Annotated in this window: 15 protein-coding genes and 1 riboswitch; of the genes, 9 read left to right on the top strand and 6 right to left on the bottom strand. The window is 72.1% G+C overall.

From position 1 onward, the window contains the following. Positions 1–5 precede the first annotated feature (5 nt). A complete protein-coding gene (locus tag BM424_RS02310; RefSeq protein ID WP_093413320.1) occupies positions 6–737 on the top strand; it encodes a Type 1 glutamine amidotransferase-like domain-containing protein in 732 nt (243 codons plus the stop codon). On the opposite strand, the gene BM424_RS02305 is transcribed toward BM424_RS02310, so the two are convergent. The 3 genes from BM424_RS02305 to BM424_RS02295 all read right to left on the bottom strand — a co-directional run bounded on the left by BM424_RS02305 (position 730) and on the right by BM424_RS02295 (position 3806). Further along, a complete protein-coding gene (locus BM424_RS02305; RefSeq protein ID WP_093413319.1) occupies positions 730–2127 on the bottom strand; it encodes a mycothione reductase in 1398 nt (465 codons plus the stop codon). The genes BM424_RS02310 and BM424_RS02305 overlap by 8 nt on opposite strands. Before the next feature lie 14 nt (positions 2128–2141). Beyond that, entirely contained in the window at positions 2142–3140 is a 999-nt protein-coding gene (locus tag BM424_RS02300; RefSeq protein ID WP_093413317.1) for a VanZ family protein, read from the bottom strand. 120 nt (positions 3141–3260) lie between these two features. Further along, positions 3261–3806: a YbhB/YbcL family Raf kinase inhibitor-like protein gene (locus BM424_RS02295; RefSeq protein ID WP_093413315.1), complete on the bottom strand. Its 546-nt coding sequence runs from the start codon at positions 3804–3806 to the stop codon at positions 3261–3263. Between the two features lie 190 nt (positions 3807–3996). Here BM424_RS02295 and BM424_RS02290 point away from each other — a divergent pair, with 190 nt between their 5' ends. The 5 genes from BM424_RS02290 (at position 3997) to BM424_RS02270 (ending at position 11745) form a co-directional block, all read left to right on the top strand. Further along, on the top strand, positions 3997–4968 hold the full coding sequence (locus tag BM424_RS02290; RefSeq protein ID WP_093413313.1) for a sugar kinase: 972 nt from the start codon (positions 3997–3999) through the stop codon (positions 4966–4968). A 3-nt stretch (positions 4969–4971) separates the two neighbouring features. Further along, on the top strand, positions 4972–5565 hold the full coding sequence (locus BM424_RS02285) for a bifunctional 4-hydroxy-2-oxoglutarate aldolase/2-dehydro-3-deoxy-phosphogluconate aldolase (protein WP_245775557.1): 594 nt from the start codon (positions 4972–4974) through the stop codon (positions 5563–5565). A gap of 266 nt (positions 5566–5831) precedes the next feature. Further along, a complete protein-coding gene (locus BM424_RS02280) occupies positions 5832–6743 on the top strand; it encodes a D-isomer specific 2-hydroxyacid dehydrogenase family protein (RefSeq protein WP_093413312.1) in 912 nt (303 codons plus the stop codon). A 97-nt stretch (positions 6744–6840) separates the two neighbouring features. After that, a riboswitch (cobalamin riboswitch) is annotated at positions 6841–6960 on the top strand. 49 nt (positions 6961–7009) lie between these two features. Continuing rightward, positions 7010–10687 carry a cobaltochelatase subunit CobN gene (gene cobN / locus BM424_RS02275; RefSeq protein WP_093413310.1) on the top strand — a complete coding sequence of 1226 codons (3678 nt, stop codon included), beginning with the start codon at positions 7010–7012 and terminating at the stop codon, positions 10685–10687. A gap of 242 nt (positions 10688–10929) precedes the next feature. Then, positions 10930–11745 carry a S1 family peptidase gene (locus tag BM424_RS02270; protein WP_093413308.1) on the top strand — a complete coding sequence of 272 codons (816 nt, stop codon included), beginning with the start codon at positions 10930–10932 and terminating at the stop codon, positions 11743–11745. Here the strand turns inward: BM424_RS02270 and BM424_RS02265 are convergent, their stop codons facing one another. Together BM424_RS02265 and BM424_RS02260 are read right to left on the bottom strand one after the other, a co-directional pair. After that, positions 11746–12642 carry a LysR family transcriptional regulator gene (locus BM424_RS02265; RefSeq protein WP_245775556.1) on the bottom strand — a complete coding sequence of 299 codons (897 nt, stop codon included), beginning with the start codon at positions 12640–12642 and terminating at the stop codon, positions 11746–11748. It lies immediately after the preceding gene. Between the two features lie 237 nt (positions 12643–12879). Beyond that, the gene (locus tag BM424_RS02260; RefSeq protein ID WP_093413305.1) at positions 12880–13473 is read right to left on the bottom strand and encodes a hypothetical protein; all 594 of its coding nucleotides are present in this window, start codon (positions 13471–13473) and stop codon (positions 12880–12882) included. A 304-nt stretch (positions 13474–13777) separates the two neighbouring features. Between BM424_RS02260 and BM424_RS02250 the strand changes: the two genes are divergently transcribed. Then, positions 13778–14998 carry an MFS transporter gene (locus BM424_RS02250; RefSeq protein ID WP_175547898.1) on the top strand — a complete coding sequence of 407 codons (1221 nt, stop codon included), beginning with the start codon at positions 13778–13780 and terminating at the stop codon, positions 14996–14998. On the opposite strand, the gene BM424_RS02245 is transcribed toward BM424_RS02250, so the two are convergent. Beyond that, positions 14912–15538, bottom strand: coding sequence for a LysE family translocator (locus tag BM424_RS02245; protein ID WP_093414570.1), 627 nt, complete (start codon positions 15536–15538; stop codon positions 14912–14914). The genes BM424_RS02250 and BM424_RS02245 overlap by 87 nt on opposite strands. A gap of 301 nt (positions 15539–15839) precedes the next feature. Between BM424_RS02245 and BM424_RS02240 the strand changes: the two genes are divergently transcribed. Next, positions 15840–16658 carry a S1 family peptidase gene (locus BM424_RS02240; RefSeq protein WP_245775555.1) on the top strand — a complete coding sequence of 273 codons (819 nt, stop codon included), beginning with the start codon at positions 15840–15842 and terminating at the stop codon, positions 16656–16658. Positions 16659–16736: 78 nt separating this feature from the next. After that, entirely contained in the window at positions 16737–17219 is a 483-nt protein-coding gene (locus BM424_RS02235) for a GNAT family N-acetyltransferase (protein ID WP_175547897.1), read from the top strand. The last annotated feature ends 46 nt before the right edge of the window (positions 17220–17265 follow it).

Raw genomic sequence — 17265 nt, 5'->3', positions numbered from 1 at the left:
CGCCCATGCCCGCTGACGCCCCGACGATCCTGGCCACCAGCGGTGGTCTGCGCGCGGCCCGGCGCCTGCCGTGGGAGGTCGGCCCGCTCACCCGGCACGCCGTCGACCTGGCCGGAACCGCTGGTCGCGCGCCGCGCGTGTGCTTCCTGGCCACCGCCGTCGGCGACGATCCGAAGACGATCGGCACCTTCTACGCCAACGCCGCCGCCGAGGGCTGGCAGGCCTCCCACCTCGCGCTGTTCCCGATGCCGAACCTCGCCGAGGTGCGCGACCACCTGCTGAGCGCCGACGTGGTGTGGGTGTGGGGCGGCAGCGTCGCCGGTCTGCTGGCGATGTGGCGGCTGCACGGGCTCGACGAGATCTTCCGCGAGGCGTGGCGGGCGGGTGTGGTGCTCACCGGGGTGTCGGCGGGATCGATCTGCTGGCACATCGGCGGCACCACCGACTCCTTCGGCCCGGACCTGCGGCCGATCACCGACGGGCTCGGTCTGCTGCCGCACTCCAACGGCGTGCACTACGACAGCGAGCCGCAGCGGCGTCCGCTGTTCCAGCGGCTCATCGCCGACGGTTCGCTGCCGCCCGGCTACGCCACCGACGACGGGGCCGGGCTGCTCTACCGGGGCACCGAGCTCGTCGAAGCCCTCGCCGAACGGGATCGAGCGGGTGCCTACCGGGTCGACCGCGGACCCGACGGGACCGCGGTCGAAACCCCGCTGGACGTGCGACGACTCAGCTGAGCGGCAGGTTCAGCAGGGCGTTCTCCAGCAGTTCCGGCATCGCCGGGTGGATCCAGTACTGGCCGCGCGCCATGCTGCGCGCGTCCAGGCCGAAGTGCATCGCCTGGATGATCGGCTGCAGCAGCGTCGGCGCCTGCGGGCCGATGATGTGCGCGCCGATCAGCAGCCCGCTGCTCGGGTCGGCCAGCAGCTTGGCGAAACCGGTGGTGTCCTCCATCGCCCAGCCGTAGGCGATGCCCGCGTAGTCCTGGGTGGAGATGACGTGGTCGATGCCCCGCGCGCGGGCCTCCTGCTCGGTGAGCCCGACCGAGGCGATCTGCGGGCCGGAGAACACCGCGTGCGGCACGAAGCGGTGGTCGGAGGAGATCGGCGCGTCCGGGTGCAGCAGGTTGTGCTGCACCACGCGGGTCTCGTGGTTGGCGACGTGCTTGAGCTCGTAGTCGGAGCTGATGTCGCCGAGGGCCCACACGCCCTCCACCGAGGTGCGCTGGGTGTCGTCGACGGCGATCTTGCCCTCGTCGGTGAGCTCCAGCCCGCCCGCGGCCGCGTCGATCAGGTCCGCGTTGGGGGTGCGGCCGACCGCGACCAGCAGCTCGTCGGCCTCGACCGTCTCCTCGCCGTCGGGGCCCTCCAGCTTCAGCCGGACCTGCTCGCCGGTCTTCTCGGCGGCCACGACCTTGCGGTTGAGCCGCAGGTCCCAGCGCCGGTCGGCGATCTCGGTGAACCGGGCCGAGACGTCGGCGTCCTCCGCGCGCAGGACCTTGCCGGACCGGCCGATCATGGTGACGTGCACGCCGAGCGAGCTGAAGACGTGCGCGAACTCGGCGCCGATGAACCCGGTGCCCATGATGATCATGCTGCTGGGCAGCTCGTCCAGGCGCATCACCGTGTCGCTGGTGTGCACCTCGACCTGGTCCAGGCCGGGGACGTCGGGGATGACCGGGCGGCCGCCCGCGGCGACCACGAACCGGTCGGCGGTGATCGTCTCCGCGCCGTCGGCGGTCTGCACCGTGAGCTGCTTGACGTCGGTGAACCGGGCGTTGCCGGTCAGCAGCGTGACGTTGGGCGAGCCCTCGGCGCGGTACCGGCGACCGCCCTCGGAGATCGGGTCGATGCGCCCGAAGATCCGGTCCCGGATCTCCGGCCAGCGCACTCCCCGCCGCTCCAGGTCGACTCCCAGCCCGGCACCCGCGTCGGGGGCGCCGGCGATGTCGGCGGTGTGCACGAACATCTTCGTCGGGATGCAGCCGACGTTGAGGCAGGTGCCGCCGTAGGCGTCGTTCGGGCCGATGCCCTTCTCGACGATGGCCACGTTCCAGTCGGCGAACCGGTCGTCGAGGATCGAGTTGCCCGAGCCGGAGCCGATGATGACTAGGTCGAAGTGCCGCACGGTTCCATCCTGCCTCACGGGGTGCGGGCCGTCGCCGGTCCGCGGACGTCGGTCAGTTCCAACCCGGCCAGGCGCCCGGTGATTCCGCGGTGACCTGTGATTCCGCGCGTATCCCGGAACGCTCCGAGAGCGTGCGCGGCGCACCACAGCACGCCGAGCGCGGCGCCCGGCGCCCCGCGCACCAGCTCGCAGCCCGCCTCCAGCAGCGCGAGACCACCGGTGCCCAGCGCCCAGCGCAGCACCGCGGACCGCCGGTTCGGCGCGCGGGCCCGCAGCAGCACCAGCCGCTGACCCGGCGAGCCGGTCCCGGGCGGGCTCGCCGCCAGCAGGATCAGCGCTGGCACCAGCCAGGTCGCGCTCACCTGCAGCAGCGGCGTGGCCGCGACGCCCGCCCAGCGCAGCACGACGCCGGTCGCGGACGCGCAGACCGCGCCCAGCCACCACAGCAGCAGGCCGTCGCAGCACATCCCCAGCAGTCGCCGCCCGCCCGTCACAGGACGCGGCTCGCCCGCCGGTCCGGAACCGGGGGAAGGTCGCGGCAGCAGCGGGGCCAGCAGTCCGCCGAGCGTCGCGCCGAGGGTGTTGGCGAGGACGTCGTCGACGTCGAACACCCGCACCGGGCACGGGAAGTGGAACCACCACCCGGTCAGCTGCGTGACCTCGATGAACACCGACAGGCCCGCACCGGCCAGCGCCGCGACCGGTGGTGCCCGGCGCAGCAGCGCTCCCAGCGGGACGAACAGCGCGACGTTGCAGGCGAACTGACCGATCCCGATCGCGCTGGACAGGCCCGCCAGCGGCCGCAGCTGCGCGGCGAAGCAGGACGTCCCGGCGGGCGGCAGCACGTAGCAGGCCAGCGCGATCCCGTAGAGCAGCGCCGCGAAGCGCAGCACGGCCCCGCCCGCGCGCAGCTCCCCGTGCCGCCGGTGCTGACCGGCGACGAACGACGGGAACAGCAGCGCGGCGACCCCGGTCGCGATCACGACGGCGGCGGACCCCGGCAGCAGACTCATCTCTCGCACCTCCCCTCACCCGTATAGAGGCGCGAACCCCCTCCGGAAATACATCTCGAACGGGTGAAAACGACGTCGAGCCCGCCCGGAAGGTCCGGGCGGGCTCGACGAGCGGCGCTGTCAGTGCTGGTAGGTGGGGGTGATGACGGCGCGGCCGACGGTGTGGAAGGCCAGGTTGAAGCTGACCACCGCGGCCGAGGCGCTCTCGTCCACGCCCAGCTTCTCGGTGTCCACCGCGTGCACCACGAAGTAGTAGCGGTGCGGCCGGTCGCCGGGCGGCGGCGCGGCACCGCCGAAGGCCCGCTCGCCCATGTCGTTGGAGATGTGGAACGAACCGGCCGGGATGTTCTGGCCGCTGCGGTTGCCCGCGTCGGTGGCCAGCTCGGTGACGTCGGCGGGCACGTCGACCAGGATCCAGTGCCAGAAACCGCCCGGGATCGGGGCGTCCGGGTCGAAGCAGGTCACCACGAAGCTCTTCGCCGTCTCCGGGAAACCCGACCAGCTCAGCTGCGGCGAGAGGTTCTGACCGTCCGCTCCCATGCCGTCGAAGGCCTGGGCCTTCGACATCGCCCGGCCGTCGGCCACGTCGGTGGAGGTGACGGTGAACTCGGGGACCGCTGGCAGGAACGAGTACGGATCAGGATCGATCGGGCGCTCCAGACTCATGCGAGCATCCTCCTTTTCCTGTGGCTCGGGGGTGATCGTCGGCGATCACCGGGCCCAGCCTAGGAGACCTCACTCGGACCGGTCGCGCCGGATCTAGCGGCCTCGTTGCGCTCTGTGCAATGAGGAGTGTGCATTTTGCAGCGCCGTGTGGCTAAGCTGTCGCCCGACCCAGTGAGCAACGGGAGGAAACGTGGCGCAGCCGGGCAACGAGCCCGAGGTGTTGTGCCTGGGCGAGACGATGTCGCTGGTCGCACCGGCCGCCCCGGTACCCCTCGAGGAAGCACCCTCGTTCACGCTCTCCGCCGGGGGAGCCGAGTCCAACGTGGCCGTGCACCTCGCCTCCCTCGGGCACCGGGCGTCGTGGGCCGGTCGCGTCGGCGACGACCCGCTCGGACGCCGCCTGGTCGCCTCGATCGCCGCCGCCGGAGTCGACACCGGCCTGGTCGAGGTGCGCTCCGACGCGCCCACCGGCGTCTACTTCAAGGACCCCGGACCCGACGGCACCCGCGTGCACTACTACCGCGCGGGCTCGGCCGCCTCGACGATGGATGAGGACTTCCTCGCCGACGAGGTCATCGACGCCGCCCGCGTCCTGCACATCAGCGGCATCACCCCGGCCCTGTCCGAGGGCTGCGACCGGCTGATCCGCCGCCTGCTGACCCGGCCGCGCCGCGCCCCGATCTCCTTCGACGTCAACCACCGGCCCGCGCTGTGGCCGGCCCGCCGGGCCGCCCCGGTGCTCGCCGAGCTCGCCCAGCTCGCCGACGTGGTCTTCGTCGGCCTCGACGAGGCCGCCGCGCTGTGGGGCGTGAAGACCGCCGAGGACGTGCGAAAACTGCTCGACGGGCCGGTCACCGTCGTGGTCAAGGACGGCGCCGAGGCCGCGCATGCCCTCGGCGAGCGCACCACCGTCGTGCCCGCGCCGACCGTCGACGTCGTCGAACCCGTCGGCGCCGGGGACGCCTTCGCCGCCGGGTTCCTCTCCGGCGTGCTGCGCGGCGAGGACGACCGGCGCTGCCTGCGCCGCGGCCACCTGCTCGCCGCGCACAGCCTGCGCAGCACCGAGGACCACGCCGAGGCACCCGACGCCGAGTCCCTGGAGCGCTGGCTCGGTCTCGACGAACAGCGCTGGGGCGCACTGCGATTCGACGGGAGCGAGTGAGAAGTGCCCTTCCTGGAAGACCTCTTCGCCCGGCCGGTGATGGCGATCCTGCGCGGCATGGACCCGCAGCGGACCGTCGAGCTCGCCGAACGCGCCTGGGACCTCGGCATCGACGCCGTCGAGGTGCCGATCGAGACGCCGCGGGCCGAACCGTCGCTGGCCGCGGCCGTGCGCGCCGGGGCCGAGCGCGGACGCCCGGTCGGCGCGGGCACCATCGTCACCCCCGAGCAGCTGCGCACCGCCCGCGACCTGGGCGCGGCCTTCACCATCGCTCCCGGGCTCGACGCCGAGATCGTGCGGCTCAGCGCCGAGCTCGACCTGCCGCACGTGCCCGGTGTGGCCACCCCCAGCGAGATCCAGCAGGCGCTGCGGCTCGGCTTGAGCTGGGTCAAGGCGTTCCCCGCCGCCGAACTGGGCAGCGGCTGGTTCCGGGCGATGAAGGGTCCGTTCCCCGCGCTGCGCGTGGTCGCCACCGGCGGTGTGAACGCCCGCAACGCTCCCGAATTCCTGGCCGCGGGGGCCGACGTCGTCGCCGTCGGCTCCGCCCTGGAGGAGGAGACCCAACTCCCCGCCCTCGCCGACCTCATCCGGAGGTAGGGAGGTTTTCATGAAAACCTCCCACCCCGGGACCCGGTCGTGGGTCGTGACAGTTTTCATGAAAACTTCCCCCAACCCCAGGTGAGTTGGACGTGGAGTGGGGAGGAGTGGGTGACGTCTTCCCACCTCACGACGGGTTTCGTTGAGTGGTGGGGACAGTTTTCATGAAAACCTCCCGGTGACGAGGTGGGGGAGGTTTTCATGAAAACTGTCCCCACCCCCACTCGTCGCGGGGGAGGGGAACGTCCCGTGTTGGAGGAGAAGTCGTGAAGGTCCACGTTGGTCCGGTGCCGGAGCCTGAGCTGGAGGCCGCCGTGGTGGCGGCGGGAGCCGAGCTGAGCTCCGCCGAGGACGCGAACGCGCTGGTGTGGTTCGGCGCCGAGCCGAGCCGGTTCGCCGAGTACGACAAGCCGGGCCTGGAATGGGTGCAGCTGCCCTCGGCCGGCATCGAGTCCTGGGTCGCCGCCGGAGTCCTGCGCGAGGACCTGACCTTCACCTCCGCCGCCGGCACCTTCGCCCAGACCGTCGCCGAGCACACCCTCGGCCTGGTGCTGTCCGGCGCGCGGCAGCTCCCCGCGATGGCGCGGGCCACGACCTGGCAGCGCCCCGAGGGGATGCGCAGCCTCACCGGCTCCACCGTCGGCATCATCGGCGCGGGCGGCATCGGCAAGGCGCTGATCGAGATGCTGCGCCCCTTCCAGGTGCGGGTGCTGGCGGTGAACCGCTCCGGCAAGCCGGTGCTGGGCGCCGAGCGGACCTGGCCCGCCGACGACGCCGACGGGATGCGCGAGCTGCTCGCCCAGTCGGACTTCGTGGTGGTCGCGGCCCCGGCGACCTCGGCGACCTCGAAGCTCATCGACGCCGCCGCGCTGGAGACCATGAAGTCCGACGCGTGGCTGATCAACATCGCCCGCGGTTCCCTGGTCGACACCGACGCGCTGGTCGAGGCCCTGGACGCCGGCCACATCGGCGGGGCGGCGCTGGACGTCACCGACCCGGAGCCGCTGCCCGACGGCCACTCGCTGTTCGGCCACCCGCGCGCGCTGATCTCCCCGCACACGGCCAACCCGCCGCACCTGCAGATGCCCGCCCTCGCCCGCCGCGTCGAGGAGAACGTCCGCCGCCACATGGCCGGTCAGCCGCTGCTCGGCCTGGTGGACGTGGCCGCGGGGTACTAGGGCTCGTCAGAAGAGATCTTTCTCGCGAAATCGCTCGGCGGGTGGTGAGGGGAACCGCGGTCGATAGGATGGCCTCGCCAGTACGGCGGTGACGTGGAGGAACCCGGTGTGAGGCCGGGGCGGTCGCGCCACTGTGACCGGGGAGCGGACCCCAGGCAGCCACGGCCCGGACGGGCCGGAAGGCGGGGACCCCGCGACGATCCGGGAGCCAGGAACTCCTGCCGCCGTGACCCCCGCCGGGGCGCGCACCCCGAGAGAGGATCACCGTGAGCGAGCCTGCCCGCGACGCCCGAGTCCTGCTGCTGTCCACTGCGGACACCGACCTGCTGGCCGCCCGCGCCGCCGAGGCCGACTTCCGCGTCGCCAACCCGTCCCGGGTGGCCGCCGAGGACGTTCCCGCGCTGCTCGACGGCGTCGACGTCGTGGTGGTGCGCCTGCTCGGCGGCCGTCGCGCCTGGGAGGAGGGCCTGGACGCCGTGCTGGCCTCGGGCCTGCCGACCGTGGCGCTGGGCGGCGAGGCCACCCCGGACGCCGAGCTCATGGCGCTGTCCACGGTGCCCGCCGGCGTGTCCACCCAGGCCCTGGCCTACCTGGTCGAAGGCGGTCCGGAGAACCTCGCGCAGCTGGCGAACTTCCTGTCCGACACGGTGCTGCTGACCGGCACCGGGTTCACCGAGCCGCAGTCGATGCCCGAGTTCGGCCTGCACGGCGAGCGTGCGCACGACCCGTCGAAGCCCACGATCGGCGTGGTCTTCTACCGGGCGCACGCCCTGTCCGGCAACACCGCCTTCGTCGACACCCTCGCCGACCAGGTCGAAGCCGCCGGGGCCAACGTCGTGCCGGTGTTCTGCGGGTCGCTGCGCGGCCTGTCCGACGCCGCCGGTCTGCGCGAGCTGCTGGCCGGCTGCGACGCGCTGATCGCCACGGTGCTGGCCGCGGGCGGTGCCGTGGCCGCCGACGCCAGCGCGGGCGGCGACGAGGACTCCTGGGACGCGGGCGCGCTCGCCGAGCTCGACATCCCGGTGCTGCAGGGCCTGTGCCTGACCACCAGCCGCGCCGTGTGGGCGGAGAGCGACGCCGCGCTGTCGCCGATGGACGCCGCGATGCAGGTCGCCGTGCCCGAGTTCGACGGCCGCCTGATCAGCGTCCCGTTCTCCTTCAAGGAGGAGGGCCCCGACGGCATCCCGGTCTACGTCGCCGACCCCGAGCGCGCCGCGCGGGTCGCCGCCACCGCGACGTCGCTGGCGCGGCTGCGGCACGTCGACAACTCCGCCAAGCGCCTCGGCGTGGTCCTGTCGTCGTACCCGACCAAGCACTCCCGCGTCGGCAACGCCGTCGGCCTGGACACCCCGGCCTCGGCGGTGGTGCTGCTGCGCGCGCTGGAAGCCGCGGGCTACGACCTCGGCGGGCTGGACGTGGCCGGTCTCGACGGCGACACCCTCATCCACCGGCTCATCTCCGCCGGTGGGCACGACGTGGAGTGGCTGACCGAGGAGCAGATGGCCGACGCCGCGATCCGCGTCCCGGCCCCGCGCTACCGCGAGTGGTTCGACGCGCTGCCCGAGGAGCTGCGCGCGTCGATGACCGAGCACTGGGGCGCCCCGCCCGGCAGCCTCTACGTCGACGACGAGGGCTACCTCTACGTCGCGGCGCTGCGCTTCGGCAACGTGGTGATCCTGATCCAGCCGCCGCGCGGGTTCGGCGAGAACCCGATCGCGATCTACCACGACCCGGACCTGCCGCCGTCGCACCAGTACCTGGCGGCCTACCGCTGGCTGGACGAGGAGTTCGGCGCGCACGCGGTGATCCACCTGGGCAAGCACGGCACCCTGGAGTGGCTGCCCGGCAAGGGCCTGGGCCTGGCGGCGGACTGCGCCCCGGACGCGGTGCTGGGCGACCTGCCGCTGGTCTACCCGTTCATCGTCAACGACCCGGGCGAGGGCACGCAGGCCAAGCGGCGCGGCCACGCGACCGTGGTCGACCACATGATCCCGCCGATGGCGCGCGCCGACGCCTACGGCGACATCGCCAAGCTGGAGCAGCTGCTCGACGAGTACGCCCTGGTCACCGACCTGGACCCGGAGAAGAAGCCGGCGCTGCGCAACCAGATCTGGGAGCTGATCACCCACGCCGAGCTGCACCACGACCTGCACCAGGAGGGCCAGCCGGACGAGGAGTCCTTCGACGACTTCGTGATGCACGTCGACGGCTACCTGTGCGAGATCAAGGACGTGCAGATCCGCGACGGCCTGCACATCCTCGGCCGCGCGCCGCGCGACGAGGAGCTGGTCAACGACGTGCTGGCGATCCTGCGCGCCAAGCAGGTCTTCGGCGGCACGGTCGGCGCGCTGCCCGGCCTGCGCTCCGCGCTGTCGGTCCACTTCGGACTCGACGAGCAGGCGCTGCTGGCCGAACCCGGTGCGCGCGCGGACGTCCCGGCCGAGCTGACCAAGCTCGTCGAGGGCCCGTCGGCCTCGGCGTCGGACGCGGTGGACCTGCTGGAGTCGTTGGCGCGCAAGCTCGTCGAGGCGCTCGCCGACACCGGCTGGGACGCCGACCGGGCCGAGCGGGTCGCCGCCGACGTGATCGGCGCCGAGGTCGCCGACGTCGCCCGCATCCTGCGGTTCGCCTGCGTCGAGCTGGTGCCGCGGCTGGCGCGCACCACCGACGAGGTCGACAACGTGCTGCACGCGCTGGACGGCGGTTTCGTGCCCGCCGGGCCGTCCGGGTCGCCGACCCGCGGGCTGATCTCGGTGCTGCCGACCGGCCGCAACTTCTACTCGGTGGACCCCAAGGCCATCCCGTCCCGCAACGCCTTCGACGTCGGCTCCGCGCTCGCCGAGTCGCTGATCGCCCGGCACGTCGCCGACACCGGCGAGAACCCGCGCTCGGTCGGCCTGACCGTGTGGGGCACCTCGGCGATGCGGACCCAGGGCGACGACATCGCCGAGATCCTCTGGCTGCTGGGCTGCCGCCCGAAGTGGGACGACGCGTCCCGGCGGGTCACCGGCTTCGACGTCGTCCCGGTCTCCGAGCTGGGACGGCCGCGCATCGACGTGGTGGTGCGCATCTCCGGCTTCTTCCGGGACGCGTTCCCGCACGTGGTGTCGCTGATCGACGACGCGGTGCGGACCGTGGCCGTGCTCGACGAGTCCGACGAGGACAACTACGTCGCCGCCCACTACCGCGCCGACAAGGCCGGGCACGGCGACGACCGCCGGGCCTCGACCCGCATCTTCGGTTCCAAGCCGGGCGCCTACGGGGCCGGGCTGTTGCCGCTGATCGACGCCCGCAACTGGCGCAGCGACGCCGACCTCGCCGAGGTCTACGCGACCTGGGGCGGCTACGCCTACGGGCGGGGCCTGGACGGGCGCGAGGCGCGCGGCGACATGGAGACGGCGTTCAAGCGCATCCAGGTCGCGGCCAAGAACGTCGACACCCGCGAGCACGACATCGCCGACTCCGACGACTACTTCCAGTACCACGGCGGCATGGTCGCGATGGTGCGCTCGCTGTCCGGGCAGAACCCGGCCGCCTACGTGGGTGATTCGGCGGTGCCGCACGCGGTCAAGACGCGCACGCTGGGCGAGGAGACCAAGCGGGTCTTCCGCGCCCGGGTGGTCAACCCGAAGTGGATCTCGGCGATGCAGCGGCACGGCTACAAGGGGGCGTTCGAGCTCGCCGCGACCGTGGACTACCTGTTCGGCTTCGACGCCACCGCCGGGGTCGTCGACGACTGGATGTACACCAAGCTGGCCGAGTCCTACGTCTTCGACGAGCAGGTGCAGCAGTTCCTGCGCAACTCCAACCCGTGGGCGCTGCGCGGGATGACCGAGCGGCTGCTGGAGGCCGCCGACCGCGGCCTGTGGGCCGAGCCGGACGAGCAGGTCCTCGACGACCTGCGGTCGGTGTACCTGGAGCTGGAAGGCCAGCTGGAGGACTGATCGCCCGCCCGGGGCCGGCGTGCCGGTTCCGGGCGGAACGCACCTTCTCCCGTCTCTCCACAGTGGACCCCAGTGGTCGGCCGTTCGAGTGGAGAACCCCGTGGAATTCCACTCGTTCGTGTTGTGCTCCCGGTCGAGGTGTATCTGACAGGGGGTTCGGTTCCTCTTACTCGTGGACACTTTTGACGAGCCGGAGCGGCGGTCGGACGGCCGCCCGGAGGCTCCGGGGGAGGAGACGAACCATGTCGGACACGAAACCCAGGACGGGCGCGAAGGTCCGGGCGGCGGCCGGGACGCTCGCGGCGATGGGCCTGCTCGGCGGCCTGCTGACGACCGCGGCCCACGCCTCCGAGCAGGGCGCGGCGGCGCCACCGATCGTCGGGGGACAGCAGGCGCCGATCGCCGACCACTCGTGGGTGGTGTTCCTGACCGACGACCAGGGCAACCAGTTCTGCGGCGGCACCCTCGGCGCGGCCGACAAGGTCATCACCGCCGCGCACTGCGTCGACGGCGAGCGGCCCGCGTCGGTGAAGGTCGTCGCCGGCCGGGAGGACAAGTCCTCCACCGAGGGCGTCGAGTCCTCGGTCACCGACATCTGGGTGCACCCCGGCTACCAGGACGCCAACACCGGCTCCGACGTCGCGGTGCTGACCCTCGACAAGCGGCTGACGCAGACCCCGCTGCCGGTCGCGATGCCGGAGGACACCGCCGCCTACGAGCCCGGCACGATGGCCAGCGTTCTCGGCTGGGGCAACACCTCCGAGGGCGGCGAGGCCTCGGAGACCCTGCAGAAGGCCCAGGTGCCGCTCACCTCGGACGCCGACTGCAAGAAGGCCTACGAGCAGTACGACCCGAAGGCGATGGTCTGCGCCGGGTTCCCCGAGGGCGGCGTGGACAGCTGCCAGGGCGACTCCGGCGGCCCGCTGGTGGTCGACGGCAAGCTCGTCGGCATCGTCTCCACCGGCAACGGCTGCGCCCGGCCGGGCAACCCGGGCATCTACACCCGCACCGCCACCTACCAGCCGGACATCCAGGCCCAGCTCACCGCCCAGCGGTGATCAGGCCGGTGTCAGCCGCAGCCCGGGGCCGAGGTCCCGGGCGAGGCCGGCGGCCAGCGTCCGGAAGGCCCGGACCCCCGGGTCCGCGTCGCCGGCGCGGCTGACCAGCACGCTGTGCTCCCACGCCGCGTCGGCCACCGGGACGCACCGGGTGCCGGGCCACCGGTAGAAGCGCTCGAAGGACTCCAGAGCCGAACCCGCCCCGCGCCCGGCGGCCGCCGCGGCCAGCACCTCGTGCGGGGTGACGGCGTCGTCCCGACCGCGGCGCGGGGCCTCACCGCCCCGCGCCGCGGTGAAGTACAGGTAGTCGGCGAACGGCCGCGGCGTGCGCTCGGGAAGCCGGATGAACGGCAGGTCGAGCACGTCGGCCAGGCGCACCTCGGGCGCGTCGGCCAGCTCCCAGCGGGCCGGGACCACCACGATCCGCCGCTCGGTGGTGAGCACGTCGATCTCGACGCGCTCGTCCTCCGGCGCCGGGCGCACGAAGGCCACGTCCACCCGGTGCTCCAGCAGCGCCGACACGTGCTCGGTGAAGTCCAGCGGCACCAGTCGCAGGTCGATCTCGGGGTGGGCGGTCCGGAACGCCCGCACCGTCGCCGGGGTCAGCTCGGCCGAGCCGTGCCCCATCACCCCGACCCGCAGCACGCCCGGCCGCGCCGTCGCGGCCTCGGCGACGTCCTCGCGGGCCAGTTCGGCGGCGGCCAGCAGCGCCCGCGCGTGCCGCGCGAGCCGGTGCCCGGCGGGCGTCAACCGCACCGGACCGCGCTCCAGCAGCGGCACCCCGAAGTCCTGCTCCAGCTGCTTGACGTGCTCGGTCACGGTCGCCTTCGCCAGGAACAACCGCTCAGCGGCCCGCCCGAAGTGCCCCTCCTCGGCCACCACGAGCAAAGTCTCCAACCGCCGAAACTCCATACGCGCAAGCTACGACCGCCGATACCCCAAAACCAGCGAAAGAGGCGCGACTAACGACGAACCAACGCCTCCGCGGAGTAAGTCGATCGTGTCATGGAAAAGGCTTGGGCCAGTGCGATAAGCTCGCCGCAGGAGTCCGGCATCGTGGGTGTCGGGCGAGTCGCAGGGGCAGGTGCACCCGGGGTAGACCGGGACCCTGCCTCTACGCATGTCAGGACCAGGTCAGCAGTCGGTCGTGACGGCGATTTCGTGAAGGCTTTCTCCCAGCAGCGGCTGATAATCGGCACGTCCCTCGTGCTGGGCGCGAACAGCTCCGGCGGCGATGTCGGCGGCCCACAACAGCGCTTCTCGCTTTCCCGGAATGTGGTCGATGCGGAACATCGAGCCGCTCGGTAAGCAGAATCGGGCGCCGCGGACGGTGTTGACATCGCGCTGATCCAGCTCGGGAGTCCGCGATTCCACGTGCAGCTCGGTTACTCCCAGGCCGTGGAGTTCAAGAGTGAGTCGGACCAGGCACGCGGCCCGCGCACGTTCTTGGCGTCGTGCCGGGACCGGCGAGCCCACGGCCACGACGTAGATGCCGTCGAGATCAGCGATGGTTTTGACGGCGTTGTGCCGCAGCTGTTGGTTCATCTCGTTCCAGTGCAGCTTCAGCGGAGCGCGTTTCCCTTGCAGGACGTGCATGGCGTCGCGGGCGGCGTCTTCGGCGCCGGGTTCGAAGACGGCTGCGGCCAAGACGTAGAAACCGCCGAATTCGGCTTCGCGGAACGATTCGTCGGCGAAGGCCTCGAGGCCGCCGGGTGATGGGGTGATCACGTGGGGAGCGTAGAACCGCGCTGGTCAGCTACCCGTTTCGGCGACAGCGCAAGACGGAGGAGTGGACGATCAGTGAGTTTGGAGGATGGCGAGAAGCTCAGCGGCTTCGAATCTGAGCCGATCGTGGAGTACCCGCGAACCGACGGTTCCCAACGGGACGACGTGATGAGACGGATCGATTCCGCTCTCGACGAGGGGCTCGGTCGATTCGCGCGGGCCTGGGAGCGTCTTGGGGAGGTGTGGTCGTTCGGGAAAAGTGAACGGTGGGGGTTCGGGGGTGGTTCGGGGACGTAGAAACCTGCGTATGCGAAGCGTGTGGGTGCCTGCTGGTCTGTTGTTGATGGCGGCCGGGTGGGGTGCGAACCAGTTCTCCCCGCTGTTGGGGGCCTACCGGGGTGAGCTGGGGTTGAGCCCGTCGGCGGCGACCGGGTTGCTGGCGTTGTACGTCGTGGGGCTCGTGCCCGGGTTGCTGCTCGGGGGGCCGCTGGCGGATCGGCGGGGGCGCAGGCCGGTGGTGCTCTGGGCGATCGTGCTCAACGCCGCGGCCACCGTCGCGCTGATGCTGGGGGCGCACCTCGTGCCGTGGCTGGTCGTCGGCCGGTTGCTGGTCGGGGTGAGCACCGGGGCCGTGCTGGCCGCCGGGAGCGCGTGGGTGCGGGACCTGTCGCACCCGCCGTTCGGGACCGCCACCGAGGACGGGGCCGGAGCGCGGCGGGCCGGGGTGCTGCTGGCCGTCGGCTTCAGCCTGAGCGGCATCGCCTCTGCGCTGGTCGCGACCTGGGGTCCGGTCCCGCTGGTCAGCGCCTACGTCCCGCACCTGCTGCTGTGCGCGGTGACGTTGCCGCTGGCGTGGCGCTGCCCGGAGACCCGCGTCGAGCCGGAGTCCGGGGTGCCGCGCGGGCGGGGTGCGCGCGACCCGCGCTTCCTGCGGCGGGTGGCGCCGGTGGCGCCGTGGATCTTCTTGTGCCCCACGATCGGTTTCGCGGTTCTTCCGGCGCAGGTCACCGTCCACGCGCCCGGCTTCGAAGTGCTCTTCGCGGGCCTGTCGACGCTGTGCGCGCCGGGTTTCGGGGCGGTCGTGCAGCCGTGGGCGCGCCGGATCGCCCGGAACGGGGTGCGGGCCACGGCCGTGGTCGGGCTCCCGGCGATCGCCGGCGGGCTGGTGCTGGCGGCGGTCGCGGCGTGGCAGGCGCAGCCGTGGCTCGGGCTGCTGGCTTCGCTGACGCTGGGCACCGGCTACGGCTTCGTGTCCACCTACTGCCTGACCTTGGTCGGCCGGATCGCGGGGCCCGCCGAGCTGGCCGGGCTGACCGCGATCATGTGGGTGCTGGCCTACCTGGGCTTCTGCACCCCGTTCGCGGTCAGCCTGCTGTCGGGGGTGGTCCCGGTGCCGGTCGTGCTGCTGGTGCTGGCCGGGCTCGCGCTGCTGACGCTGCTGTCAGCTCGCGACGAGGCCGATCGAGATGGTGACGAAGGCCGTCGCGCTCAGCGCGTCCAGCGACTTCGAGACTCGGGGGTTCTTTAGCCGGTCGGCGATCCCGGCGGCCGAGAGCACGATCGAGACTTCCCAGATCGCGGCCAGCACCAGGAACACCGCGCCCAGCACGACCAGCTGCAGCGCCGGTCGCGTGGAGTCGCCGACGAACTGCGGCAGGAAGGCGAGGCTGAACAGCAGCATCTTCGGGTTGGTGAGGTTGCTGAGCAGTCCGCGCAGGTAGGGGTTGGCCTCCTCCGGCGGCGGCACGTCCAGCGAACCGGTCTCGCGGCGGGTCAGCCAGTAGCCGCGGACGATCGTCGCCGCCAGGTAGAGCAGGTAGGCCGCGCCGACCCACTTCAGCGCCACCATGACGCCGGGGGCGCTGGTGATCAGCGCGCCCAGTCCGGAGATGACCAGCGCGACCTGCAGCGCGCTGGCGCTGTGGATGCCGGCGAGCGCCAGCAGCCCGGCCTTGCGGCCGTAGTTGAGCGAGGTGCGCAGCAGCAGGAAGACGTCCACTCCCGGTGTGATGATCACGACCGCGCTCGCCAGCAGGAAGGCGGGCAACGGCGTCAGGTCCAGGAGCACGGCGGAGTCCTCTTTCGAATCGGGCAGCAACCGCTGCTGCGTCGCTTGATCAGGTTCATCTCGTCATCCGGTCAGGCGAAATCGGCGGGCGCCGGTGGTGGAGGGACCCCGGTTCCGCATCGCCACGGGATGGAGGCGCGCCTGTCGACGGCGACATGCGCGAAAGGATTTGTTCCTGAATCCAAGTTTAACGAAATATTTTCCCGTGAACCTGTGAGTTGCGCCTCGTGATGTTTCGGTGTGCGGGTGATTACGGTGTGTCCGCTCCGCACGATCACCGCGACAGCTGGAGGCACCCGCATTGGGCCGCGACGACCACGGACCGACCGACAAGACCCGGGCGCTGCGCGTGCTCGCCCTCGCCGGAACCGTCACCGCGATGGCCGTCGGGAACCCCGTCGCCCACGCCGGACCGGCCATCACCGGCGACGACCAGCCGCAATCCCGGATCCTCGGCGGAACCGGCGCCAGCACCGAGGACACGCCGTGGGTCGTCGCGCTCACCGACCGCTACGGCAACCAGTTCTGCGGCGGCACGCTCATCCGCGCCGGTGAGGTCATCACCGCCGCGCATTGCGCGCACGACCCGCTCACCGGGGCCGAGCGCTCCCCGGAGGACATCCGCGTGATCGCCGGGCGCACCGACCTGCGCGGCACCGAGGGCACCGAAGCCGAGGTCGACGAGATCAAGGTGCAGCCCGGCTACCAGGACTTCACCACCGGCGACGACCTCGCCGTGCTCGAACTCGCCACGCCCCTGCCGCAGCGCCCGCTGCCCGTCGTCGCCCACGGCGACACCGAGCCCTACCGGCCCGGCACCGTCGCGCGCGTCTACGGCTGGGGCCGCACCAGCGAGGACGGGCCCGCCTCCGACACGCTGCGCTCGGTGGAGGTGCCCGTCGCCGCCGACGACACCTGCCGCTCGGCCTACCCGACCTACGACCCGCGCAGCATGTTCTGCGCCGGCTACCCCGAAGGCGGCCGCGACGCGTGCGCGGGCGACTCCGGCGGCCCGATCGTCGCCGACGGCCGGCTCATCGGCGTGGTGTCCTACGGCACCGGCTGCGGCCGTCCCGGAACCCCCGGCGTCTACACCCGGCTGGCCAGCTACGCGCCGTGACGAGCGGCGAGTGGTCTGCACAACTCCGGCCGCCCGCGCGTGCGGGAAACCCGGAAGCCCTGTGATATCCAGGTAAGGGTGACCCTTCAGCCGCTCGCGACAGCCGTGCAACGCGCCTACACCGCAGACCTCGACGCCTTCGACTTCTACCGGATGCTGCGGTTGCGCGTCGACGTCTTCGTGGTCGAGCAAGAGGCCCCGTACCACGAGCTCGACGGCCGCGACCTGGAGGATTCCACCCGCCACTTCTGGGTCGACTCCGCCGATGACTACGTGCTCGGCTACCTCCGGCTGCTGGAGGACCCCGACGGCGTCTACCGCATCGGCCGCGTCTGCACCGCCAAGAGTGCCCGGGGTCTCGGCATCGCCCGCAAGCTCATGCGCGCCGCCGTCGCCGAGGTGCAGAACTCACCCGCCGTGCTCTCGGCCCAGACCTACGCCAAGGGCTTCTACGCCTCCTTCGGCTTCGTCGAGGTCGGGGACGAATACCTCGAAGACGGCATCCCGCACATCGACATGCGCCGAGAGCCCCGTCGAGCAGGCGTCACCGCCGGTCGTTGATGTGAGTTCGCGCGCCAGGCGGTTGGGCCAGTGATCGCCGTCTGGA

Origin of the sequence: Saccharopolyspora flava (genome assembly GCF_900116135.1) — a bacterium.
Taxonomy (GTDB): domain Bacteria; phylum Actinomycetota; class Actinomycetes; order Mycobacteriales; family Pseudonocardiaceae; genus Saccharopolyspora; species Saccharopolyspora flava.
This window is presented reverse-complemented; position numbering and strand designations above follow the sequence as displayed.